The 22,461-nt window shown below is 55.2% G+C and carries 22 protein-coding genes and 1 other annotated feature; all 22 genes read left to right on the top strand.

Going from position 1 to position 22,461, the window contains the following annotated elements; translation table 11 throughout:
• The first annotated feature begins 24 nt into the window (after positions 1-24).
• Entirely contained in the window at positions 25-750 is a 726-nt protein-coding gene (gene pyrH / locus GSUB_RS10970) for a UMP kinase (RefSeq protein ID WP_040200819.1), read from the top strand.
• A gap of 5 nt (positions 751-755) precedes the next feature.
• Positions 756-1,313: a ribosome recycling factor gene (gene frr / locus GSUB_RS10965; protein WP_040200818.1), complete on the top strand. Its 558-nt coding sequence runs from the start codon at positions 756-758 to the stop codon at positions 1,311-1,313.
• 152 nt (positions 1,314-1,465) lie between these two features.
• Positions 1,466-2,194, top strand: coding sequence for an undecaprenyl pyrophosphate synthase (uppS, locus tag GSUB_RS10960; RefSeq protein ID WP_040200817.1), 729 nt, complete (start codon positions 1,466-1,468; stop codon positions 2,192-2,194).
• Positions 2,191-3,150, top strand: a complete 960-nt coding sequence (locus tag GSUB_RS10955) for a phosphatidate cytidylyltransferase (protein ID WP_084211961.1) — start codon at positions 2,191-2,193, stop codon at positions 3,148-3,150. The genes uppS and GSUB_RS10955 overlap by 4 nt, the downstream gene beginning before the upstream one ends.
• Before the next feature lie 9 nt (positions 3,151-3,159).
• Positions 3,160-4,317 carry a 1-deoxy-D-xylulose-5-phosphate reductoisomerase gene (locus tag GSUB_RS10950; RefSeq protein WP_040200815.1) on the top strand — a complete coding sequence of 386 codons (1,158 nt, stop codon included), beginning with the start codon at positions 3,160-3,162 and terminating at the stop codon, positions 4,315-4,317.
• A 14-nt stretch (positions 4,318-4,331) separates the two neighbouring features.
• Positions 4,332-5,651, top strand: a complete 1,320-nt coding sequence (gene rseP / locus GSUB_RS10945) for an RIP metalloprotease RseP (RefSeq protein ID WP_040200814.1) — start codon at positions 4,332-4,334, stop codon at positions 5,649-5,651.
• A 3-nt stretch (positions 5,652-5,654) separates the two neighbouring features.
• Positions 5,655-6,368, top strand: a complete 714-nt coding sequence (gene tsaB, locus GSUB_RS10940; RefSeq protein ID WP_040200813.1) for a tRNA (adenosine(37)-N6)-threonylcarbamoyltransferase complex dimerization subunit type 1 TsaB — start codon at positions 5,655-5,657, stop codon at positions 6,366-6,368.
• A gap of 82 nt (positions 6,369-6,450) precedes the next feature.
• Positions 6,451-6,690, top strand: coding sequence for an HP1242/YdcH family protein (locus tag GSUB_RS10935; RefSeq protein WP_040200812.1), 240 nt, complete (start codon positions 6,451-6,453; stop codon positions 6,688-6,690).
• 218 nt (positions 6,691-6,908) lie between these two features.
• A complete protein-coding gene (ilvD, locus tag GSUB_RS10930) occupies positions 6,909-8,579 on the top strand; it encodes a dihydroxy-acid dehydratase (protein WP_040200811.1) in 1,671 nt (556 codons plus the stop codon).
• Positions 8,580-8,785: 206 nt separating this feature from the next.
• Complete coding sequence (gene ilvB, locus GSUB_RS10925) at positions 8,786-10,483, top strand: biosynthetic-type acetolactate synthase large subunit (RefSeq protein ID WP_040200810.1); 1,698 nt, start codon at positions 8,786-8,788, stop codon at positions 10,481-10,483.
• Positions 10,484-10,528: 45 nt separating this feature from the next.
• A complete protein-coding gene (ilvN, locus tag GSUB_RS10920) occupies positions 10,529-11,023 on the top strand; it encodes an acetolactate synthase small subunit (protein ID WP_040200809.1) in 495 nt (164 codons plus the stop codon).
• Between the two features lie 137 nt (positions 11,024-11,160).
• Positions 11,161-12,177: a ketol-acid reductoisomerase gene (gene ilvC / locus GSUB_RS10915; protein WP_040200808.1), complete on the top strand. Its 1,017-nt coding sequence runs from the start codon at positions 11,161-11,163 to the stop codon at positions 12,175-12,177.
• Between the two features lie 68 nt (positions 12,178-12,245).
• Entirely contained in the window at positions 12,246-12,890 is a 645-nt protein-coding gene (locus GSUB_RS10910; protein ID WP_040200807.1) for a phosphatidylserine decarboxylase family protein, read from the top strand.
• A gap of 134 nt (positions 12,891-13,024) precedes the next feature.
• Positions 13,025-13,247: a binding site (T-box leader), on the top strand.
• A 375-nt stretch (positions 13,248-13,622) separates the two neighbouring features.
• Positions 13,623-15,161 carry a 2-isopropylmalate synthase gene (locus GSUB_RS10905; RefSeq protein ID WP_040200806.1) on the top strand — a complete coding sequence of 513 codons (1,539 nt, stop codon included), beginning with the start codon at positions 13,623-13,625 and terminating at the stop codon, positions 15,159-15,161.
• Between the two features lie 274 nt (positions 15,162-15,435).
• Positions 15,436-16,716 (top strand): 3-isopropylmalate dehydratase large subunit, encoded by a 1,281-nt coding sequence (locus GSUB_RS10900; RefSeq protein WP_040200805.1) that lies wholly within the window; start codon positions 15,436-15,438, stop codon positions 16,714-16,716.
• A gap of 84 nt (positions 16,717-16,800) precedes the next feature.
• Entirely contained in the window at positions 16,801-17,331 is a 531-nt protein-coding gene (locus GSUB_RS10895) for a 3-isopropylmalate dehydratase small subunit (protein WP_040200804.1), read from the top strand.
• 203 nt (positions 17,332-17,534) lie between these two features.
• Entirely contained in the window at positions 17,535-18,623 is a 1,089-nt protein-coding gene (gene leuB / locus GSUB_RS10890) for a 3-isopropylmalate dehydrogenase (protein ID WP_040200803.1), read from the top strand.
• A 76-nt stretch (positions 18,624-18,699) separates the two neighbouring features.
• A complete protein-coding gene (locus GSUB_RS10885; protein WP_040200802.1) occupies positions 18,700-19,740 on the top strand; it encodes an aspartate-semialdehyde dehydrogenase in 1,041 nt (346 codons plus the stop codon).
• A gap of 134 nt (positions 19,741-19,874) precedes the next feature.
• Entirely contained in the window at positions 19,875-20,600 is a 726-nt protein-coding gene (locus tag GSUB_RS18085; protein ID WP_052464862.1) for a CbiQ family ECF transporter T component, read from the top strand.
• Positions 20,591-21,352: a tRNA pseudouridine(38-40) synthase TruA gene (gene truA / locus GSUB_RS10875; RefSeq protein WP_235269795.1), complete on the top strand. Its 762-nt coding sequence runs from the start codon at positions 20,591-20,593 to the stop codon at positions 21,350-21,352. The genes GSUB_RS18085 and truA overlap by 10 nt, the downstream gene beginning before the upstream one ends.
• Before the next feature lie 87 nt (positions 21,353-21,439).
• Positions 21,440-21,892, top strand: coding sequence for a universal stress protein (locus GSUB_RS10870; RefSeq protein ID WP_040200801.1), 453 nt, complete (start codon positions 21,440-21,442; stop codon positions 21,890-21,892).
• A gap of 129 nt (positions 21,893-22,021) precedes the next feature.
• Positions 22,022-22,450: a 50S ribosomal protein L13 gene (rplM, locus tag GSUB_RS10865; protein ID WP_040200800.1), complete on the top strand. Its 429-nt coding sequence runs from the start codon at positions 22,022-22,024 to the stop codon at positions 22,448-22,450.
• Positions 22,451-22,461 lie beyond the last annotated feature (11 nt).

Raw genomic sequence — 22,461 nt, 5'->3', positions numbered from 1 at the left:
CCCCATCAACAAAAGGACGTCACCATGGCCGCTTCCGAGGTTCATTATCGCCGCATATTGCTCAAACTCAGTGGCGAAGCTCTCGCCGGCAACCAGGGGTATGGTATAGACCCGACCGTTATCGGCAATATTGCACAGGAAATCAAAGATGTTACCGACCTTGGCGTGCAGGTGGCGCTGGTGATCGGGGGCGGCAATATTTTTCGCGGAGTGGCGGCAGCGTCCAAGGGGATGGACCGTGCCAGCGCCGATTACATGGGGATGCTCGCCACGGTCATGAACAGCCTGGCGATGCAGGATGCCCTGGAGCAGGTGGGCATTCTGACCCGCGTGCTGTCTGCCATTGAAATGCGCGAGGTCGCTGAGCCCTATATCCGGCGCCGTGCTATCCGCCATCTCGAAAAGGGGCGGGTGGTTATTTTTGCTGCCGGTACCGGTAACCCGTATTTTACCACGGACACCGCCGCCAGTTTGCGTGCGATGGAGATCAACGCGGATATCATTCTGAAAGCCACAAAGGTTGACGGGGTCTACAGTGCTGACCCGAAAAAAGATCATGATGCCGTGAAGTATTCCACGCTGACCTATCTTGAAGTGCTCAAGAAGGGACTTCAGGTCATGGATGCCACGGCCACCTCGCTATGTATGGATAACGATCTGCCGATTATGGTTTTCGATCTGACCGTCGACGGTAATATTGTGAGAGCTGTCAAGGGTGAAGATATCGGGACCATCGTCAAGGGAGGGTGAAGACTATGTATGATGACATCCTGAAAAAAACACGCTCCGGCATGGATAAAGCAATTGATGCGCTCAAGAAGGAGTTTTCCAAGGTGCGCACCGGCCGCGCTTCCACGGCTCTGCTCGATGAGGTGCGGATCGATTACTACGGCACTCCGACCCCTCTTAATCAGGTGGGTTCGCTGACGGTTCCCGAGCCGCGCATGATCATAATTCAGCCCTGGGAAAAAAATCTGATTCCCGAAATTGAAAAAGCCATTCTGAAATCAGACCTCGGGCTTAATCCCTCTTCCGATGGGCAGGTGATCCGCATTGCGATCCCTCCCCTGACCGAAGAGCGCCGCAAGGAAATGGTCAAGCTGGTCAAGCGTATGGGCGAAGACGCTCGGATCGCAATACGTAACGTCCGGCGTGACGGCAACGATGCGCTCAAGAAAATGGAGAAGGAAAAAGAGATCTCCGAGGACGATCTCAAGCGTGGCGAGAAAGACATCCAGGATCTCACCGACCAGTATGTGAAAAAGGTTGATGAGCTGATCTCCTCCAAAGAGACCGAGGTCATGGAAGTTTAGTCCTGCCTCGATTGAAACACTCCGCACGGGGCGCCTTCAGGCGCCCCGTTTTTAACATGCCTGTCTTTTCAAGAACTTGCCCCCGCGAAGCTTTCATGCTAGCTTAAAAAATCTCGCGGCTTCGTTCGCTATCTCCCAGTCAGAGAATTTTCATGCGTATTCCCCGGCATCTCGCAATTATCATGGATGGCAACGGCCGATGGGCCCGTCAAAAATCCCAGCCTCGTGTTTTTGGCCACAGGCAAGGGGTTGAAACTGTGCGTCGGGTTGTCGAGGAATGTTCCCGTCTCGAGGTCGAGTACCTGACTCTTTATGCGTTCAGTTATGAAAACTGGGGGCGGCCGGATGAAGAGATCAGTGCGTTGATGGAGTTGCTGACGGCCTATCTGAAAAAAGAACTTGAAACCATGCTGTCCAACAGCATTCGCTTCAATGTGATCGGTGATATAGAACGTCTGCCCACTTCTGTGCGGCGCATGTTGACTGATACGATCAAACGTACAGAACGCAACTCCGGAATGACCCTGACTCTCGCACTCTCTTATGGATCCCGCGATGAAATCACCCGCGCCATGCGTAAAATTGCCAGGCGGGTTGCCGATGGAGAAATTTCAGCGGATGCCATCACCGAATCGATGATTGACGAGCATCTCGATACGGCAATGCTGCCTGAACCTGACCTCTTGATCCGAACCAGTGGAGAGATGCGCATCAGTAATTTTCTGCTCTGGCAGATGGCTTATACCGAGTTGTATTTTACCCATACGCTCTGGCCTGATTTTGATCACCAGCATCTGCATGATGCATTCAGGGCTTTCGGGCGCCGACGCCGCCGTTTCGGACTGACGGATGAGCAGCGTAGCGGGGATTTTGACGAATAACTGGCCTTCGTGTCGCTGCGACAATAAGGACGAAACAACTTGTTCAGGCCGAAATTCCCGTTTCCCCTGATTTCGCGAAAACGGCATTCTCTGCCGATCCCGAAACCTCACTCCTCTCGGATTCACGTTTTCGAGAAACGGAACAAAGGAGGCTCGCCATTAAGGAGAGAATTATTACTGGAATCATCGCACTGCCCGCGTTGATTCTTTACGTTTACTTCGCCGGCCCCTTTCTCTTCAGCCTTCTTGTTTTTGTGGTGACGGCGCTGGCTTTAAACGAATTTCACCAGATCGTGCTTCCTGACGGGCGATGGGTCGAGCGCCACCTCGCGACCGGCCTCGGCGCTTTGTTGTCTTTGCTGATCGCCTCCATGAATACGGTGCCGGTCTTGGCCGGATTGAGTCTGGTCACCGTGTTCTGGTTGGCCTGGTTTCTGTTCCGTTTTCACGATCTCGAAACGGTGATGCAGCAGATCGGGCTGATTTTTCTTGGTATTTTCTATCTCGTCATCCCCTTGGCCCATCTTGGTGCGCTGGCGACTCTCGATTCCGGAAAGCTCTGGATTTTTTTCATCCTGCTGCTCACTATGGCCAGTGACACCGCCGCTTATTTTGTCGGGGTGTCCCTGGGCCGTCACAAGCTCTATCCGGCAATCAGCCCGAACAAGAGTATCGAAGGCGCTGTCGGCGGCATGGCCGGAGCCGCACTGGCTGTCGTGATCGCCACAATGTGGTTTCTGCCTGAAATCGGCTTCCTTGATGGCCTTTTTCTGGCGTTGATTCTTGGACCTTTGGCGCAGATCGGCGATCTTATAGAATCCATGCTCAAGCGCAGTTTCGGCGTCAAGGATTCCGGTGGGCTGATCCCCGGGCACGGTGGTTTGCTTGACCGTCTCGACAGTCTGATTTTGATTTTTCCCGTCGTTTATTATTTTGCCCTGCTGAAGGATTTTTAGGCCGTTGTTATGAAAAATCTTGTGATTTTAGGATCTACCGGGTCCATTGGCGTCAACGCGCTTGATATTGTAGCGGCTCATCCCGACAAATACCGGGTGGTGGCTTTGACCGCCGGAAACAATATCGACCTGCTCCATGAACAGATCCGCGCTTTCCGTCCTGAAATTGTTGCGGTCCTTTCAGAGTCGCAGGCCAAAGAGCTGCGTCGTCGTCTCGGCCCCCAGGGCCCGGAAGTGCTTTCCGGTGTTCAGGGCCTGGTGGCCTGCGCGACTCATGGCAACGCCGACATGGTGGTTTCCGCTATTGTAGGGGCCGCCGGATTGGTGCCCACGATGGCGGCTATTGAAGCCGGCAAGGACATCGCGTTGGCCAACAAGGAGACACTGGTGTGCGCCGGCTCTCTGGTTATGAGCCGTGCCCTTGAAAAAGAGGTTCGCATTTTTCCTGTCGACAGCGAACACTCTGCTATTTTTCAGTCTCTTGAGGGGCACCGCAAGCATGACGTGCGCCGCTTGATTCTCACGGCCTCTGGCGGCCCTTTTTGCAACCGCTCCCTTGCTGAACTCTCGCATGTTACGCCGGGCGATGCCTTGAATCACCCGAATTGGGAGATGGGGCGCAAGATCACCATCGATTCGGCGACCATGATGAACAAGGGCCTTGAAGTGATCGAGGCCCATTGGTTGTTCGATCTGCCGGCCGAGCGGCTCGATGTCCACATCCATCCGCAGAGCATCGTCCACTCCATGGTCGAGTATATCGATGGTTCGGTGATTGCGCAGATGGGGGTTCCCGATATGCGGACACCGATTGCCTATGCGCTCTCGTACCCGGAGCGGCTGCCTTTGAAAATTCCCGCGCTTGATCTCTGCGAGCTGGGGACACTGACCTTTGAAAAACCGGACACCCAGAAATTTTCCTGCCTCAAGCTTGCCTACGATGCCTTGCGCGAGGGCGGTTCCGCACCTGCGGTCCTCAATGCCGCCAATGAGGTGGCGGTGGAAGCTTTTCTCAACGGGGGAATTTCTTTTCTGAATATCAGCCGCATCATTGCGAGCGTTCTTGAGCTGCCGCGAGAGGACGAAATTGAACACATCGACGATGTTCTCAGGGTCGATCGGTGGGCTCGTACCCGTGCCCGTCGAGTCATCAGCGAGATTTCCTGAGGAGGAGAGAGTCAATGATTACGATTGCTGCCGGAATCATCATGCTGGGGATTCTGGTTTTTATCCATGAATTCGGTCATTTCTGCGTCGCCAAAATGGCTGGAGTCAAAGTGCTGAAGTTCTCCCTCGGCTTCGGCCCCAGGCTTTTCTCGAAAACCTGGGGTGAAACCGAGTATATGATCTGTGCCGTTCCCCTCGGGGGGTATGTGCAGATGCTTGGTGAGGGCGGAGGCGAAAATGGGGAAACGGGCGAATTGACGCAAGAGGAAAAGGCGCGTTCCTATGCGGCCAAGTCTCCTGCAAAGCGCATGGCGATCGTTGCTGCCGGACCTTTCATGAACCTGATTCTGCCCTTTGTCGTTCTGCCGCTGGCCTTCATGCTCGGTGTCAATCTTCCCGCTTTTCTGGATCGCGAACCCTGTGTCGGATTTGTCGCTCCCGAGAGTCCTGCAGCGAATGCCGGGTTTGTTCAGGGCGACTGCATAGAAGCGGTGAACGATATTCCCGTTGCCAGTTGGAATGAAGCTAACAAAAAGCTCATTTCGCTTGCTGGAGATTCGCTGCGCTTTGAGGTTTTACGTGGCGGGGAGAACGTCGAACTCACCATTCCCGTCGAAGAGAGTAACCTTGAGTTCCAAAGTCTGGGGCTTTTCCCCGATCAGGCGGCTCGTATCGGTGCCCTTGCTCCTAACATGCCCGCTGCGCAAGCCGGGATGGAGCAGGACGACCTGATAATCTCCGTTGGCGACCATGAAATTTCGTCCTGGTTTGATCTGAAAAACGCAATCCAGGAAACCGGAGGGCAGGCCGTCCCGGTTGTCGTTGAGCGAAACGGTGAGCGCCTTGAATACATAGTGACGCCCGAGAGGGGAGATCGGGGCGATGATTATCTGATTGGAATTGCCCCCGCCCAAGATGTTGTGATGAAGCGATTCGGCCCTCTTGAAGCTGTCGCTGCAGGGGCCGAGCGGACCTACGACCTTATCGAACTCACCGTAGTTTTTGTCCAGAAGTTGTTCAGCGGGCACGTTTCCACGAAAAATATCGGCGGACCGATCACGGTGGTGCAGATTGCCGGGCAGGCTGCTCAGACAGATGTTTCGAGCATCCTGACCGTCCTGGCCTTTTTGAGTATCCAGTTGGGAATCCTCAACCTGTTGCCGATCCCGATCCTTGACGGCGGGCATATCTTTTTCAATCTTTTCGAATTGGTTTTCAGGCGGCCCCTGTCTGTACGCACACGGGAGATTGCCCAGCAGATCGGGCTGGTGCTGCTGATCATGCTGATGGTGGTGGCGTTTTACAATGATATTGTCCGCATCTTCATGGGATAGGTTATGAAGACGATCCTCGCCATCGATACGGCCACCTCCGCGGGCAGCGCAGCAGTCTGCCGCGGAACGAAGCTGCTGAGCGAAAACTACTTCAACACGGGGGCACGTCATGCCGAACGTATAACGGCTGTTATCGACCGAGCCCTGATTGATGCGGACGTTACCCTTGAGGAGATTGATCTTTTTGCCGTTACACGCGGTCCCGGATCTTTTACTGGAGTGCGGGTCGGGATGGCAGCGGCCAAAGGTCTGTCCCTTGCCTTGACCAAGCCTCTGGTCGGCATCTCTTCGCTGCAGGCGCTGGCCATGAATGCGGCGGGCTGTGAAGGCCAGATTTGTGCCATGCTCGATGCGCGCAAAAAAGAGGTCTACGCCGGGTTATATCATGTGCGACAGGGACGCGCTTCTGCCTGCTGCCCTGAGCGGGTCGCTTCTCCTGCGACGGTTGTTGAGCAGATCAGCGAACCGACCCTGTTTGTCGGGGAGGGCGCCATGGTGTACCGCGAGCTGATTGAGTCTGTGCTTGGTACCCAGGCTCGTTTTGTGGAAGGGCCTTTGAACTGGCCGCGTGCTTCCATGGTGGCCCTACTGGCGGCCGCTGATGCGCAAGCGTCTGAAGCTGGCAGCGCCCGGCTGGTGAAGCCTGTTTACCTGCGAGCGTCAGAAGCTGAAATTGCGTGGCAAAAACGACGCAGCGAGGGGGCTTTGCAAGGTTGACAACCCGTGACGGTTTGGATATTTTAAAATCATGTTTCCGTAAGCTCTTTTAAACCCTCTAACCTTTTCTCGGGAGGTGCCCATGGAGGAAATGGACATGGAGTTAGTTGAGCAGCTGGTGAGTGAAAACGCCAGATTCCGGATGCTTTTTGAGGAACACCAGCTGCTGGAGAGGGAACTTGACGAATTCGAGCGGAAAAAGTTTTTATCCCCCGAGGAAGAATTCGAGCGAAAGAAAATACAGAAGATCAAGCTGGCGGGCAAGGACGAAATGAGGCGAATTCTGCGGGATCGGACCTGCCAGCCTGCTCAGCACGCCTGAACACCTTAAAAGTCAACTTCATTCAGTTCGCGGCAGGGGTCTCTTGCAGACCCCTGTTGTCATTCTGTGAAGAAGCGATCTCCCAAAATTATTTAAAATGATATAACTGTTCAATATGCCGCAATTTGTTTTCCTAAAATGCGCCAACAGCGCAGCCGGGGATGCAAAGGGGCGGGTTGTGTTGAATCGTCAATATAAAGATAAGGAATACACCGAATATGGCACCCAAACGCAGCGACGTCATCACCCAGGGATTTGAACGCACTCCTCATCGGGCCTTGCTCAAAGGAACCGGGGTACCGGGCGAGCAGATGGACAAGCCCTTCATCGGCATCGCCAGTTCATTCACCGATCTGATCCCCGGACACATCGGCATGCGCGATCTGGAGCGCTTCATTGAAAAAGGTGTTCATACCGGCGGCGGCTTTTCCTTTATCTTCGGCATCCCGGGGGTGTGTGACGGGATCGCCATGGGCCACCGGGGGATGCACTATTCTCTGCCGACCCGCGAACTGATTGCCGACATGATAGAATCCGTCGCCGAAGCACACCGCCTTGACGGTCTCGTGCTGCTGACCAACTGCGACAAGATCACTCCCGGCATGCTCATGGCCGCGGCACGACTCGATATACCGTGTATCGTTGTGACGGCCGGCCCCATGATGACCGGGCGTGGCGCAGAAGGGCGTCGCTACTCCTTTGTCAGTGACACCTTTGAAGCGATGGCCCAGTACAAGGCCGGAGTGATCGATGAACAACAGCTGCAGGTCTGCGAGGACAAGGCCTGCCCCGGGGCCGGATCGTGCCAGGGACTTTTTACCGCGAACACCATGGCGATTCTGACTGAAACCATGGGCATGAGTCTGATGCGATGCGCGACGACCCCGGCGGTATCTGCCGATAAAAGGCGCCTTGCTTTTGCTTCGGGGCAACGTGTGGTGCAGTTGGTGCGTGACAACATCACACCGCGCCAGATTATGACAAGGGCCGCGTTTGAAAATGCCATTCGCATCGACCTCGCTTTGGGTGGGTCGAGCAACACTGTTCTTCATCTGCTTGCCGTGGCCCGAGAAGCCGGCGTCGACCTGCCGCTGGAAGTATTTGACGAACTGGGTCGCCAGACACCGCAGCTCGCCTCCATGAATCCGGGCGGCAAATATTTCATGGAAGATCTTGATGCGGCCGGCGGCGTCTCCGGGGTTCTTTATCAACTGCGTGATCGGATCGCTGATAATCCCACCCTGAGCGGCTTGACCATTCGGCAGATCATCGACAGTATTTCAGAGGTCGACGAGGAGATCATTCAGCCGGTGGATCGCCCGGTCCGTCCGGAGGGAGGCATCGCCGTCCTGTTTGGAAATCTGGCACCCAAAGGCGCGATTGTCAAACAGTCCGGAGTCTCGGAAAAGATGATGAATTTTGAGGGACGCGCCCGCTGTTTTGATTCCGAAGAAGAGGCCATGAAAGCTTTGATGGGTGGAGATGTCAAGGCCGGTGATGTGGTGGTGATTCGCTACGAGGGACCCAAGGGCGGTCCCGGCATGCGTGAAATGCTTGCTCCCACTGCGACGCTGATGGGGTTGGGGCTTGGAGACAGTGTGGCATTGATTACCGATGGGCGTTTTTCCGGTGGAACGCGCGGCCCCTGTATCGGCCACATCTCTCCCGAAGCCGCCCAGGGGGGCCCAATTGCGCTTGTGCAGGAAGGGGATCGAATCAAGCTCGATATCCCCAACAGGCGCCTTGAGCTTGATGTCGATGACGAGACCCTTGCCGAGCGTCGCAGGAACTGGACCAAACCCGAACCGAAAATCAAGACAGGCTGGTTGGCGCGTTATGCCTCGGTTGTCACCTCTGCCTACACAGGCGCGGTCACCAAGGCCGAATAGTCGACATGTCGCTTCAATATGTTGTGGAGGCCTTTGTCACGGATCTTCGGCACGGGAAAGCCTGAATAAATTGTTTTTTGAAATTCTGATTTCAAAGTTTTGATGATTGCGGATTGGGGAAGTCCGCACAGGAAGCCATGGAGGGCCTGATCGATTCCGGCATTCCATGATTATATCCAGGATTAAGACAACGGAGGAGATGTGCGGTGAAATTGACCGGATCGAAAATTTTATTGGAATGTCTGCTTCGCGAGGAGGTCGATACCGTTTTCGGCTACCCCGGAGGCACCGTCATCAATATTTACGACGACCTGATGGATTACCCAATCAATCATATTCTGACCCGCCATGAACAGGCTGCCGTTCATGCTGCGGACGGTTATGCACGGGCCACCGGCAAGGTGGGCGTCGCTATCGCGACCAGCGGACCCGGGGCGACCAATACAGTAACGGGCATCGCCACGGCTTACATGGATTCCATCCCTCTGGTTGTCATCACAGGGCAGGTTCCGACTGCATTGATTGGAAACGACGCTTTCCAGGAAGCCGATATGGTGGGTATCACCCGACCCATCACCAAGCACAACTTTCTGGTGCGCAACATCAACGAGTTGACGACCATTGTCAAAAAAGCCTTTCATATTGCCCGCAGCGGCCGGCCGGGACCGGTCCTGATTGATTTTCCCAAAGATGTTCAGCTTGATAGCACGGTTTTTTCCTATCCTGACAAGGTCGAACTGGCAGGATACAAGCCGACGGTTGGTGGCAATGCTCGTCAGATTGAAAAAGCCGCCCGCATGATCCTCGAAGCCCGCAAGCCTCTCATCTACGTGGGGGGAGGCGCGGTTCTTTCCGACGCGGCGCAGGGACTGCGAGAACTGGCCGAACTGGCTCAGCTGCCGGTGACGACGACTCTGATGGCGAAATCGATTTTTCCCAGTCGCCATCCCCTCTGTCTCGGCATGCTCGGGATGCACGGCACCTATTATTCCAATATGGCCGTGACGAACTGTGATCTCCTTATCGCCGCCGGGGCCCGCTTCGACGACCGTGTAACAGGCAAGATCGCAACCTTTGCGCCCAATGCCAAGATCATCCATATCGATATCGATCCGACGTCCATCAAGAAAAACGTCCGGGTAGATCTGCCTATTGTCGGGCATCTCAATGATGTCCTGCAGAAATTGGCCGACAAGATGAAGGAGCAGGGTGACAAAGTCGATGCGCTTGTAGAGCGCACCCATGGCTGGCGTTCGGAAATTGCCGAGTGGAAAAAAGCCCACCCCATGAAATACACACCCTCCACCTCCGTCATCAAGCCGCAGTTTGTGATCGAGAAGATTCGCGAGCTGACCCGGGATGACGCCATTATCACCACCGAGGTGGGGCAGCATCAGATGTGGACGGCGCAGTTTTTCGATTTTATCCAACCCCGCACCTTCCTGACCTCGGGCGGTCTCGGCACGATGGGGTATGGTTTGCCTGCCGCCCTGGGAGCCCAGGTCGCCTTTCGCGACCGGCAGGTCATCGATATCTCCGGTGATGGCTCCTTTCAGATGAATTCCCAGGAACTGGCGACGCTTGTTCAGTATCGCCTGCCGGTCAAGATCGTCATTCTCAATAATAATTTCCTCGGAATGGTGCGTCAGTGGCAGGAGATGTTCTTTGATCGCCGCTACAGCCAGACCTGCATGGAGCTGCCCATCGATTTTGTCAAGCTGGCAGAAGCCTATGGTGCAACGGGACTGCGCGCCGAGAAACCTGACGAAGTGGAAGCCATGATCAAAAAAGGGCTTGAAACTCCCGGCCCGGTTATTATGGAGTTCAGAATCTCCCGTGAAGAGAATGTGCTGCCCATGGTGCCGCCGGCATCGGGACTCAATGAAATGGTTCTGGCCAGCTGATCGTCGGCTGTTCGGATTTTATTCTGATCAAGCAAAGGAATTGTTATGAAACACACGATTTCTGTTCTGGTGGAAAACGAGTTCGGCGTGTTGTCGCGCGTGGCCGGACTTTTTTCCGGGCGTGGCTTTAACATCGAGAGCCTGTCGGTGGCTCCGACCCTTGATCCATCCATTTCCCGCATGACGATTGTGACTTCCGGCGACGACCAGATCCTGGAGCAGATCACCAAGCAGCTCAACAAGCTGATCGATACCATCAAGGTGATTGATTTTACCGGCCACGACTTCGTTGAACGTGAAATGGCCCTGGTGAAAGTCTGCGCTGAAGAGGAGAGCCGTGCGGAAGTTCTGCGTATCGTCGATATCTTCCGCGCCAAGGTGGTTGATGTCACGCCTAAATCCTATACGGTTGAAGTCACCGGGGCACCCGGGAAGATCAATGCCATCGTTGAATTGCTGCGGCCGCTGGGGATCAAAGAGATCGTACGATCTGGGCCTGTGGTCATCGGGCGTGGCCCCAAAGGGTGGAAGAGCAGTTAACGACTTTTATCAAGCATTGGCATTGCTTGACCGAAGGTTTGCGGGGCGAAAGCTCTGGTGCCTGATGAAAAGCTATGCTATAAAAATCCGTTATTTGTCGATATTTCAAGACCATCAGCAGGAGGAAATGCAAGAAAATGAAAGTTTATTACGATAAGGACGCCAATCTCGACGTACTCAAAGGTAAAAAAATTGCCATCATCGGCTATGGCAGCCAGGGGCATGCCCACTCCAACAATCTCAAAGACAGCGGTCTCGACGTCGTGGTGGGGTTGCGCAAAGGCAGCAGCGGCTGGGCCAAGGCTGAAAAAGCCGGACTGACAGTTCTGGAAACTGGTGAAGCGGTCAAGTCGGCCGACGTGGTGATGATTCTGGTGCCCGACGAACTGCAGGGCGATCTCTACCGTTCGGATATCGAACCCAATCTCAAGCAGGGCGCCTATCTAGCCTTTGGCCATGGTTTCAACATCCATTTCGATCAGATCGTTCCCCGTGAAGATACCAACGTTTTCATGGTGGCACCCAAAGGTCCGGGGCATCTTGTGCGGCACGAATATACGCGCGGCGGCGGCGTCCCTACCCTGATCGCCATCCACCAGGATCCCTCCGGCAATACCAAGGATGTGGCCCTGGCATACGCCAGCGGCAACGGCGGCGGCCGTGCCGGCATCATCGAGACTTCTTTCAAGGAAGAAACGGAAACGGATCTTTTCGGTGAGCAGGCGGTCTTGTGCGGTGGCGCAAGCGCCCTCGTACAGGCCGGTTTCGAAACCCTGGTCGAAGCGGGCTATGCGCCTGAGATGGCTTACTTCGAGTGCCTGCACGAATTGAAACTTATCGTCGACCTGATGTATGAAGGCGGTATCGCCAACATGCGCTATTCCATCTCCAACACTGCCGAATATGGCGATCTGACCCGGGGCCCGCGTGTCGTAAACGCTGAAACCAAGAAGGAGATGAAGAAGATTCTCGATGAAATCCAGTCCGGCAAGTTTGCCCTTGAGTGGATGCTCGAGAACAAGGCCAACCAGGCGACGCTCAAAGCTATGCGTCGCCGCGGCATGGAGCACCCCATTGAAGAGGTGGGAGAGAAGCTGCGCTCGATGATGAGCTGGATCGGCAAAAACAAGATCGTCGACAAGGATCGCAACTGATCATTGTGAACCGAACGGGGGCCCAGCGGTCCCCGTTTTTTTATCTGAGCTTATGATAAGAGGATGCCATGCGTAACCGTAATCAGCCCATTGCCGTGGAAGGTTATCCCTTTATCGGCCTTTTTGCTTTTATTACGTTGGTCTTCGGCCTGTTGGACTGGGGTTTTCTGACGTTTATCTTCTTTCTTTTGACCCTGTTCAGCGTTTATTTTTTCCGCAACCCCGAAAGGCTTGTGCCGAACGAACCCAATGCGCTGGTGGCGCCCGCCGACGGCAAGGTGGTTTTTGTCGGCGAGGTACGCGAAGAGCGTTTTTTGAAGGAAGAGACCCTTAAGGTCAGCATTTTCATGAACGTGTTCAATGTTCATGTCAACCGTTTTCCCGTTGCTGGAAAGGTGCTTGACAGCTATTACAGTAAGGGTAAATACCTTAACGCCTCTCTGGATAAGGCCAGTATCGAAAATGAGCAGTCAGGTTTGCTGATTGAAGCCGAAGGCGGGCAGAAACTGCTTTGCGTGCAGATCGCCGGCCTGGTGGCTCGTCGCATCGTCTCCTATCCTGAAGTGGGGGATTCCCTTGAACGGGGAGACCGCTATGGCCTGATCCGGTTCGGGTCGCGGGTCGATCTTTACCTGCCCAAAAACACCGACGTGAAACTGCGTGTCGGCGACAAGACGGTGGGAGGGGAAACCATTGTCGGTTATTTCCAATAGTGCGTCTGCTCTTTTTCCATGCTGCGCAATGCTTGTCTAGTCCGATCGAAAAAATCTCTCGAAAAGGTTTTTTGACCGGCTGCCCGCTTGACATTGTTGCTGTAACTCTGTTTTACTTCTAGAAAATCATGTTTTTAAAAGCGATGAAGAGGAGTAGTAGGCCCTCCTTTCGTTCCAGAGAGCCGGCGGTTGCTGTGAGCCGGTACGAAAGTGGTTGAACTCGCCTCGGAGCTGCCCGGATGAACCCGCTCTGCGGCTAGTCCGTGCCGAGCGCCCGCGTCAAGGGCCAATGAGGGTTCGGTTTTTACCGAACTGAAACAGGGTGGTACCGCGAAGCATAAAGCTCTCGCCCCTGACCGGGCGGGGGCTTTTTTATTGGATTGGCGCCCATGAATGATGGCGTCGCAAAAACTCACCAACTGCTGCGTTGCTGCAATTGCTCTCGCTGCTTCGACGTACGTAAGTACGCCTCATTGCTCGACAATCGCGCGCCTTGCATTTGGCGCTTTTTGCTTAGCCATCGACATTGATGCTTTTTTGCGAAAGCATCATGAATGCTTTCGCAAAAACCTCAGTATGGACAGCGTCTCAGGAAGGGAAGGGGGTGGTCTTTTGGAATCGGACCTGAGTGACCTGGATGAATCAGATCTTACGGCGATGAAGAGTTTGATAACCGATGAAACGAAGACGCCCCTTTCATGGCGGAAGGCTGGCTGAACAAAGGAGATAGGCATGAGTGAAAATAAAATGATCAAAATTTTCGATACAACCTTGCGTGACGGAGAACAATCGCCGGGCGCCAGCATGAATATTGAAGAGAAGCTCAGGATTGCCCACCAGCTCGAGCGTTTGAATGTCGACGTCATCGAAGCGGGCTTCCCTATTGCTTCCGATGGTGATTTTGAAGCTGTCAAAAAAATCGCGCAGACGATCAAGGGTCCGCAGATCGCAGGTCTCTGCCGTGCCAACGACAAAGACATCGACCGTGCCTGGGAAGCGTTGAAGTACGCCAAGGAGCGCGGCCGTATCCACACCTTCATCGCGACTTCCGATATCCATATGAAGTACAAGTTGCAGATGGATGAGGATCAGGTCTTGGCCACTGCGGTCAAAGCCATCGAGAGAGCCAAGAGATATACCGACAATATCGAATTTTCTGCTGAGGATGCGGTACGCACCCGGCTTCCATTCCTGGAACGGGTGGTTGAGGCGGTCATTGACGCCGGTGCGACTATCGTCAATATCCCCGATACGGTCGGCTATACCGTCCCCTCGGAATTTTTTGAGATCATTGCCTATCTGCGCAACAATGTGCCCAATATCGACAAGGCGACGATCTCGGTACACTGCCACAATGATCTCGGTCTTGCGGTGGCCAACTCGCTGGCGGCCGTGCAGGCTGGCGCAGGCCAGGTGGAATGCACCATCAACGGTATCGGTGAGCGTGCCGGCAACTGCTCCCTCGAAGAATTGGTCATGACCCTTCGGACCCGCAATGACGTACTGCCCTACGACACGCGCGTGGCCACCGAGCACATCTATCCCACCAGCCGCATGCTGTCGACTATCACCGGCATCATGGTGCAGCCCAACAAGGCCGTTGTCGGGGCGAATGCCTTTTCCCACGAGGCCGGCATTCATCAGCATGGCGTGATCATGGAAAAGTCTACCTACGAGATCATGACGCCTGAATCGATCGGTCTTAATCAGAACAAGCTTGTTCTGGGCAAGCACTCCGGACGTCATGCGTTCAAGCAGCGGTTGGAAGAACTTGGCTATGATCTGAAAAAAGAGGATCTCGATAAAGCCTTCGTGCGTTTCAAGACCCTGGCTGACCAGAAAAAAGAGATCTTTGACGAAGACCTCGACGCCATCATTGCCGATGAAATTATCCGGGTGCCTGAGAAATATAAGTTGATGCAGATGAATGTTTCGTCCGGTTCGTTTGCCGCTCCCACGGCAACCATCGAACTGGAAATCAACGGCAAGGTTAAAAAAGGCGCTATGATTGGGGCCGGTCCGGTCGATGCCGCCTTCAAATCCATCAAGAAGCTCACCGGCAGCAAGGCAAATCTGCTCGCATTCAACGTCGGCGGTATTACCGGCGGAACCGATGCGCAGGGTGAGTGCACCGTGCGCCTCGAAGAGGGGGGGCGCGAAGTCCTCGGCCAGGGGGCCCATCCGGACATTATCGTTGCCAGCGCCAAAGCCTATGTCAACGCCTTGAACAAGCTGGCCTCGACCATGGAGCGCAACCGGATACGGATCTGATTTCACCGGCATTCAAAAATACAGGCAACTGTTCAGCATGGGGTTGGAACTCCCATGACAAGGGGCACTTTTCGCCATCCCTGGCGCCAAACACCCTTGACATGGAAGTTCCGACCCCGCGAGGTGATTAGATAAAAATATAGTAATGCCTGGGGCGGCTTTTTGCCGCCCCGTTTTACGCATACCGCACCATGGCGGTCTTGAAAGGTTGCGCCAGGCGGAAGAGTTGAGGTAAACTTCGCCCGTTTTGAAAAATACCCCAAGAGGAGAAGATATGGGACAGACGATCGCGGAAAAAATCTTTTCCACCCATCTCCGGGATGAACCGTTCCCGGGGACTTACGTTCTCGATCTCGATCGGGTTCTTTGCCACGAAATCACCACTCCGGTTGCTATTGCCGATCTGCAGTGGCGCGGCAAAGATCGGGTGTTCGACCCCGACTGCATCAAGGCGGTGATCGATCACGTGACTCCGGCCAAGGACAGTAAAACCGCCACCCAGGGCAAGATGCTGCGCGAATGGGCCCGGCGCCACGAGATCAAGGATTTTTTTGATGTCGGCCGCAATGGCGTCTGTCACGCACTGTTCCCCGAAAAAGGATTCATCCGCCCCGGGTTCACCGTGATCATGGGTGACAGCCACACCTGTACCCATGGGGCCTTCGGCGCCTTCGCCGCCGGCGTCGGCACCACGGACCTCGAAGTCGGCATTCTCAAAGGAGTCTGTGCCTTCCGCAAGCCCAATACAATTCGCGTCAATCTTGAAGGCTCTTTGGCGCAGGGCGTGTACGCCAAGGACGTCATTCTCTACGTCATCGGCCAGCTCGGCGTCAACGGGGCCACCGACCGCGTCATTGAATTCCGGGGTTCGGTTGTCGACGGCATGTCCATGGAAGCCCGCATGACCCTGTGCAACATGGCCATCGAAGCCGGGGGCACCAGCGGCATCTGTCTGCCCGACATGACGACGGTTAACTACCTCTGGCCCTTTATCTCCAGCGATTATCCGGACAAAGAGGCCGCACTGAAAGATTTTTCCCGTTGGCATTCCGATGCGGACGCCGAATACGAGAAAGTCCTTGATTTCGACGTCTGCGATCTTGAGCCTCAAGTCACCTTCGACTACAAGCCGGACTGCGTCAAAAGCGTTGGAGAGATGGCAGGAACTCCCGTTGATCAGGTCTATATCGGCACCTGCACCAACGGTCGGATCGAAGATCTGCGCGTGGCGGCGGAAATTCTCAAGGGCCGCAAGCTGGCCGATACGGTGCGCGGCATCGTCTCGCCTGCGACACCGAAAATTTTCCAGGATGCCCTGGCCGAAGGGATCATCCAGGTTTTCATGGATGCCGGCTTTTGTGTCACCAACCCCACCTGCGGCGCCTGTCTCGGGATGAGCAACGGTGTGTTGGCCGAAGGCGAGGTCTGCGCCTCCACCAGCAACCGCAATTTCAACGGACGCATGGGCAAAGGCGGCATGGTCCATCTGATGAGTCCCTCCACTGCGGCAGCTACGGCGGTCAAGGGAGTGATCACCGATGCCCGCCGGATCTGATCCGGCCCCTTGAAATGCGCCGGCAGACCGCCTGCGGGCGGCGCGGCTGCGTTCGACCCGAATGTGACAAGGAGCAATAAGATTATGAAAAAAACATTTGGCGGACCCGCGATCTTTCTCGACCGGTCCGATATCAATACCGATGAAATTATCCCGGCCAAGTATCTGACCGAGGTGACCAAGGAAGCGCTCGAGCCGTATATCCTGGAAGATCTTAAACTGGAAGGATTCGACCCGAAGGGCGACGAGCTCAAGCGGGCCCGGGTGGTGGTGACCCGTGAAAATTTCGGCTGCGGATCTTCCCGCGAGCATGCTCCCTGGGTTTTTGAGGTCAACGCAATCCATACGATTATTGCCGAAAGCTATGCGCGCATTTTCCGCCAGAACATGTTCAATGGGGGGATGCTCGCCATTGAGTTGCCCCGGCAGGATCTTGACCGTCTGTTTGCCCTGGATAAGGACGGCGATGTCGATATCGCTGTCGATCTCGACGCGCAAAAAGTGATTGCACGATCCGGCGGCCGCGAAGAGGTCTGCTCCTTCGAGATCAGTGCTTTTGACAAGGCGCTGGTGGAAGCCGGCGGCTGGGTGGAATTTGCCGATTCCCGCTACTGAGGCGGGATCGGATCTGAATTTTTGATTCAAGGAGAGATGCTTTCGCAAAAAAGCATCAATGTCGATGGGCTAAGCAAAAAGCGCCAAATGCAAGGCACGCGATTGTCGAGCAATGAGGCGTACTTAGGTACGTTGAAGCAGCGAGAGCAATTGCAGCAACGCAGCAGTTGGTGAGTTTTTGCGACGCCATCAAGGAGAGCATCATGGCGAAAACCTTTAAGGTTGCGGTTCTTCCCGGAGACGGCATCGGCCCTGAAGTGATGGCCGAAGCCCTGCGGGTTCTGGATGTGGTTGAGCAGAAATTCGATGTCAGTTTTCAGCGCACCTTTGCCAACGTCGGCGGTATTGCCATCGACAAGGAGGGCAAGGCGCTGCCGGAGACAACGATCGATATCTGCAAGGACTCCGACGCGATTCTGTTCGGTTCGGTGGGTGGCCCCAAATGGGAAAGTCTGCCCCCCGACGAGCAGCCCGAGCGTGGTGCTCTGCTGCCGCTGCGCAAGATCTTCGGTCTTTATGCCAATCTGCGCCCGGCGATCATTTTTCCGGCTCTGACCGGTGCCTCCAGCTTGAAGCAGGAAGTGATCGAAGGTGGATTCAATGTTCTCGTCGTGCGTGAGTTGACCGGCGGTATTTATTTCTCCCAGCCCAAAGGGATCGAAGGAGAGGGAGACGAGCGGGTCGGTGTCGACACCATGCGCTACACTGTCCCCGAAATCGAGAGAATCGCCCATGTTGCATTCAAGGCCGCGCAGAAACGCGACAGGCGCCTGTGCTCCATCGACAAGGCCAATGTCCTTTCCACCTCGGTTCTGTGGCGTGAAGTTGTCGAGAAGGTTGCCCGGCAGTATCCGGATGTCGCGCTGAGCCACATGTATGTGGATAACGCCGCTATGCAGCTGGTGCGCTGGCCCAAGCAGTTCGATGTCCTGCTGTGCGAAAACATGTTCGGCGATATCCTCTCGGATGAAGCGGCCATGCTGACCGGCTCCCTCGGAATGCTGCCCTCCGCCTCCCTTGCGGAAGGCAGTTTCGGCATGTACGAGCCTTCCGGCGGAAGTGCTCCCGACATCGCCGGGCAGGGGATCGCCAATCCCATCGCGCAGATCCTGTCCGCCTCCATGATGCTGCGCCATTCTTTTGCAATGGTTGCTGCGGCCGACGCCATTGACACGGCTGTCGAGAGGGTACTTGACCAGGGGCTGCGCACCGGCGACATTTTCCAGAATCAACCGGGGGAGAGAAAGATCAACACCCGGGAGATGGGCGACGCGATTGTGGCTGCCATCTGATCTCTGCATCAGCCGGGCCCTGAGAACAGGGTCCGGTACCCTGACTTTTTCCCGCACACGAAGGAGAACCATCCGTATGTCCGATCCTCTGAACATCGTCCTGGTCGGCGCGACCGGCGCCGTAGGGCGTGAAATTCTCCACCTTCTCGCCGAGCGCGATTTTCCGACGGGTCAACTGCGTCTTGCGGCTTCGGTTGATTCTCTCGGGGAACCACTTGAGTTCCGGGGAGAATCCATCCTGGTGGAAGAGGTTTCGGAAGCGACCTTTGAAGGAGCGGATCTGGTCTTTTTCTGTGGCTCCCGCGAAGTCAGCGCTCACTATGCGCCCGTTGCGGCTGCCCGGGGAGCCATTGGTATCGATGTCACCGGAGCCTGGGAAGAGGAAACGGAGATCCCGCTGGTTGTCCCCGAGATCAATGCCGCTGCTCTGGAGAGTCTCCCGTCCCGCGGGATCATCGCCTGCCCGTCAAGTCTGGCTGTTCAGACCGCCTTGCTGCTGGAACCCTTAAGGCAATGCGGCACTATTGAGCGAGTCGTGGTGACCGCGTTTCTTTCTGTTTCAAGTGCCGGAAGGAAGGGGATCGACGTGCTGCGAAAGCAAAGCGGCGAGCTTCTCAACGGTCGCCCCGTTGAGCCTGAGGCGTTTTGTCGTCCCGTGGCCTTCGATTGCTTTGCCCAACAACCTTCGGCTGAGAAACAGGGCGCCTCCGATGATGAATTCTCTTTGATCCAAGGTGTGCGCAGAATCATGGGAGCTGCCGCTCTCGGGTTGTCGGCCACGGTGGTCCAGATGCCTGTTTTTTACGGTCAGGGAATGTCTGTTTATGTGCAGACCGCTGAGCCGATCAGTCTGGAGGAAGTGCGTGAGGTTCTGTCCTGTCAATCCGGCATTGAGCTGGTCGACGAAGCCGCTGCTGCCGACTGCGAACCTTCCGTTCTGGATGCTGCCGGGCGGGACGAGGTGATGGTCGGGCGTATCCGCCAGGAGCCCGGCATGTCGAATACGCTGCAGTTATGGGCCGTCTCGGACAACCTGCGCAGTGGGGATGCCGCCAATGCGGTAAAAATTGCCGAGATAATTGGCCGTCATCCCGCCTTCACAGCGACGAAGAATTAAGCCGGATATCACTTATCCCAGTTTGTGATGATTCATGAGCGCTGGTCTGTCGTACGCCTTTTCTTCTGCCGGTCTACTTTATGGCCTTTCTCGACGACCTGACTTTAGGACGATATCACCCTGGTGATTCCTTGATGCACCGGCTGGATTCCCGTTTGAAACTGGTTATGGTTTCGGTCCTGATCGCTGCGGTGTTCAGTGCCCCAGGGTTCGTTCAGCTTTCCGTTCTTGCAGCTCTGACCCTCGCACTCATGGCACTCTCGGCGATTGCCCCGGTGGTCTGGTGGCGCGGGCTCTGGTTTTTCCGCTGGTTTTTTCTCTTCACTCTGGTACTCCATCTGCTTTTCACCCCAGGTCATACCCTGTTCGGGATTGAATTCCTTTCGCAAGACGGGCTTAAAACAGGCCTCACTGTGATATTGAGGCTGTGCCTGGCTGTCTGCCTGGCTTCTCTGCTGTCTCTGACGGTAGATGCTTCGTGCCTGGCTCGTGCAGGCGTCGACCTGCTGCGTCCGTTGGCACGATTCGGGATTCCTGTTGAACGCTGGGGCGCATTTTTCCTTTTGATTTTGAATTTTCTTCCTCTTCTGCGACAGGAGTTGAACGCGCTGGTACCACGGGCAAGGGCGCTCGCCAGTGCCGGGTTCAGGCAACGGTTGGACGGATTGCGTGATCTTCTCTCGACCCTGCTTTTTCGCCTCTGCGACCATGCCGACACCTGGGCGCTGCAGATGGCTCGGGGCGAATCTGTTCAATCTCCTTGCCCTGCCGTGAAGCTCAAACCTTTGCCTGTGTTCGTGCAGATTGTTGTCTCTTGCGGAGTTTTTGGCGTAGTGGGAGTCCTTTGGCTGTGGCGGTGACCTCCAATATCCGTTTGCTCATCGAATATGACGGTACCAACTATGTCGGATGGCAGGTGCAGGCCAATGGACTGTCCGTACAGCAGATTCTTGAAGAGAAATTATGGGAACTTCTGGGAGAGCCCGTTCGGCTTATCTCATCCGGACGAACCGATGCCGGCGTGCATGCCCGGGGAATGGTGGCGAACTTCCGTACTTCGCGATCATTGCCGATGCGCGCCTACCGCGAAGGTCTGAACCGGCTTCTTCCCGTGGATATCGCGGTGCGTGAAGCCCACATCGTTCATGAGGATTTTCATTCCCGTTTTGATGCTCGGGGTAAATGGTATCGTTACACTCTTTATCTCTCTCCTGTGCGCTCGCCTCTGGCGCGGCGGTTCAGCTGGCATCTGAGATCCGAACTGGATACGGGGCGTATGCGCTGCGCTGCGGGAAAGTTCGTGGGACAACATGATTTTCGCGCCTTCAGGGGCGCCGGGTGTGGGGCCCGGACCACCGTGAGGGAAATCTACTCTGTGGATCTATTGGAAGAACCTCCTTTTTTGCATATTGATGTCAAAGGGGAGGGTTTTTTACGCAACATGGTGCGTATGATGGCAGGGACGCTTGTCGCCGTGGCCAGAGAGAAAGTTTCGTTGGCTGAGTTTGATCGACTGCTCCGGGGGGCACATGGGGGAAAAGCAGGTCCCACAGCCCCGGCTCATGGATTGTGCCTGATGGAAGTCTGGTACGATGAAAGGCAGTCGTCGTAGGGTTGTCCCCGGCGTTCCGGAATTGTTGCAAAATGCTCCGGGGCGGGTATAGTCAGTCACAGGCATCTTTTCTTACGGGGCAGGGTGATGAAAAAGCCATTGAGAATTCTCGTTCCCATCGATTTCTCCAGGTACAGTCTGGAAACTCTTAATTTTGCGGCAGGGTTGAGCGACTATTTCGATCCCAGCTATTATCTCCTTTATGTTCATCTGGACGGCGAATTTGAATCCTTTACCCAGATGGCAGGCAGCCTGCGGGAGGAACAGCAGAAGAAGCTAGATGAAGCCCGGGATCAACTTGAACGCGAGGCCGAGCGCCTGCGCAGTGATTATCCGGATCTGCATGTTGAGGTTGATGCGGTCACCGGTGTCCCCTTCAAGGAAATCTGCCGCTTTGCCGACCAGAAAAACATTGAACTCATCGTGATCGGGACTCATGGCCGCACAGGCTTGTCCCATCTTCTGATCGGCAGCACCGCCGAACGTGTGGTGCAGCAGGCCAGCTGCCCGGTTCTGAGTGTTAAGCCCTCGGTTCTCTGACCGGATCTTTTCTCCGGATTTCTGAAATTTCCCTTGAAATTGTCTTGACATGACCGCCTCTTTCGGCTACTTTCTCAACTTCTGTGAGCCCCGTACATAATCACAGATGAACGTATAGAGAGGATTCCCATGAGCACCCAGATCGGTTCAAACGCCCAGAAAGACAAGAAGTGGTTCGTAGTCGACGTCGAGGACAAGGTTCTCGGCCGCGCTGCAACCGAGGTGGCCCGAGTGCTTCGAGGCAAGCACAAGGCAACCTTTTCCCCCAGTGTCGATACCGGAGATTTTGTCATTGTCCTCAATGCCGACAAGATCCGTTTGACCGGAAACAAGCTGGCTGACAAGATGTATTACCGTCACTCCGGCTATACCGGTGGGATCAAGGAAATCAATGCCGAAAAGCTGCTGGCGTCCAAGCCGGAAGAGCTGATCAAAAAGGCGGTCAAAGGCATGTTGCCCAAAAACAAGCTCGGTCGTCAGATGTTTCGCAAGCTCAAAGTCTACACCGGTTCGGAACATCCCCACCAGGCTCAGCAGCCCAAGGAATTGACTTTTTAGGATCCAGGAGA

Source organism: Geoalkalibacter subterraneus, assembly GCF_000827125.1.
In the GTDB taxonomy this organism is placed as follows: Bacteria; Desulfobacterota; Desulfuromonadia; order Desulfuromonadales; family Geoalkalibacteraceae; genus Geoalkalibacter_A; species Geoalkalibacter_A subterraneus.
This window is presented reverse-complemented; position numbering and strand designations above follow the sequence as displayed.

What these genes read in the sequence shown, in the direction of transcription:
- GSUB_RS10950 (WP_040200815.1), top strand. Translation starts at nt 3,160, where the DNA reads ATGAAAAATCTTGTGATTTTAGGATCTACCGGGTCCATTGGCGTCAAC.
- ilvC (WP_040200808.1), top strand. Translation starts at nt 11,161, where the DNA reads ATGAAAGTTTATTACGATAAGGACGCCAATCTCGACGTACTCAAAGGT.
- GSUB_RS10905 (WP_040200806.1), top strand. Translation starts at nt 13,623, where the DNA reads ATGAGTGAAAATAAAATGATCAAAATTTTCGATACAACCTTGCGTGAC.
- pyrH (WP_040200819.1), top strand. Translation starts at nt 25, where the DNA reads ATGGCCGCTTCCGAGGTTCATTATCGCCGCATATTGCTCAAACTCAGT.
- GSUB_RS10900 (WP_040200805.1), top strand. Translation starts at nt 15,436, where the DNA reads ATGGGACAGACGATCGCGGAAAAAATCTTTTCCACCCATCTCCGGGAT.
- leuB (WP_040200803.1), top strand. Translation starts at nt 17,535, where the DNA reads ATGGCGAAAACCTTTAAGGTTGCGGTTCTTCCCGGAGACGGCATCGGC.
- ilvD (WP_040200811.1), top strand. Translation starts at nt 6,909, where the DNA reads ATGGCACCCAAACGCAGCGACGTCATCACCCAGGGATTTGAACGCACT.
- GSUB_RS10895 (WP_040200804.1), top strand. Translation starts at nt 16,801, where the DNA reads ATGAAAAAAACATTTGGCGGACCCGCGATCTTTCTCGACCGGTCCGAT.
- GSUB_RS10870 (WP_040200801.1), top strand. Translation starts at nt 21,440, where the DNA reads ATGAAAAAGCCATTGAGAATTCTCGTTCCCATCGATTTCTCCAGGTAC.
- tsaB (WP_040200813.1), top strand. Translation starts at nt 5,655, where the DNA reads ATGAAGACGATCCTCGCCATCGATACGGCCACCTCCGCGGGCAGCGCA.
- rplM (WP_040200800.1), top strand. Translation starts at nt 22,022, where the DNA reads ATGAGCACCCAGATCGGTTCAAACGCCCAGAAAGACAAGAAGTGGTTC.
- GSUB_RS10910 (WP_040200807.1), top strand. Translation starts at nt 12,246, where the DNA reads ATGCGTAACCGTAATCAGCCCATTGCCGTGGAAGGTTATCCCTTTATC.
- GSUB_RS18085 (WP_052464862.1), top strand. Translation starts at nt 19,875, where the DNA reads ATGCACCGGCTGGATTCCCGTTTGAAACTGGTTATGGTTTCGGTCCTG.
- ilvN (WP_040200809.1), top strand. Translation starts at nt 10,529, where the DNA reads ATGAAACACACGATTTCTGTTCTGGTGGAAAACGAGTTCGGCGTGTTG.
- rseP (WP_040200814.1), top strand. Translation starts at nt 4,332, where the DNA reads ATGATTACGATTGCTGCCGGAATCATCATGCTGGGGATTCTGGTTTTT.
- GSUB_RS10935 (WP_040200812.1), top strand. Translation starts at nt 6,451, where the DNA reads ATGGAGGAAATGGACATGGAGTTAGTTGAGCAGCTGGTGAGTGAAAAC.
- frr (WP_040200818.1), top strand. Translation starts at nt 756, where the DNA reads ATGTATGATGACATCCTGAAAAAAACACGCTCCGGCATGGATAAAGCA.
- uppS (WP_040200817.1), top strand. Translation starts at nt 1,466, where the DNA reads ATGCGTATTCCCCGGCATCTCGCAATTATCATGGATGGCAACGGCCGA.
- GSUB_RS10885 (WP_040200802.1), top strand. Translation starts at nt 18,700, where the DNA reads ATGTCCGATCCTCTGAACATCGTCCTGGTCGGCGCGACCGGCGCCGTA.